This is a genomic window from Pseudoalteromonas fuliginea (assembly GCF_000690055.1).
GTDB classification, from domain to species: domain Bacteria; phylum Pseudomonadota; class Gammaproteobacteria; order Enterobacterales; family Alteromonadaceae; genus Pseudoalteromonas; species Pseudoalteromonas fuliginea.
The window spans coordinates 1-380 of the sequence record NZ_JJNZ01000207.1; the positions used below are offsets into that span (position 1 = coordinate 1).

At 42.1% G+C, this 380-nt stretch carries 1 rRNA gene; it reads right to left on the minus strand.

Annotated features, from left to right (window positions below):
* Positions 1-380: ribosomal RNA gene (locus tag DC53_RS00140) — 23S ribosomal RNA — on the minus strand; the annotation flags it as partial.

Below are 380 nucleotides of genomic sequence, written 5' to 3' on the forward strand. Positions count from 1 at the left end.
CATAAAATTTCAGGTTCTATTTCACTCCCCTCCCGGGGTTCTTTTCACCTTTCCCTCATGGTACTAGTTCACTATCGATCTCGAATGCTATTTAGCCTTGGAGGGTGGTCCCCCCTTATTCAATCCGGATTTCTCGTGTCCGAACCTACTCAGGATGTAACAAATACAGTTTACAATTATTTTACGATACGGGGCTTTAACCCTCTTTGGCCAACTTTCCCAAATTGTTTTCTTAATAATCGTAACCTCTATCAGGTCTATTAGCCTCCCTACTGTTACTCCATACCCCATAAGTACAAAAGCTACCTATACATACTTTATGGTTTGGGCTGTTCCCGTTTCGCTCGTCACTACTCAGGGAATCTCGTTTGATTTCTTTT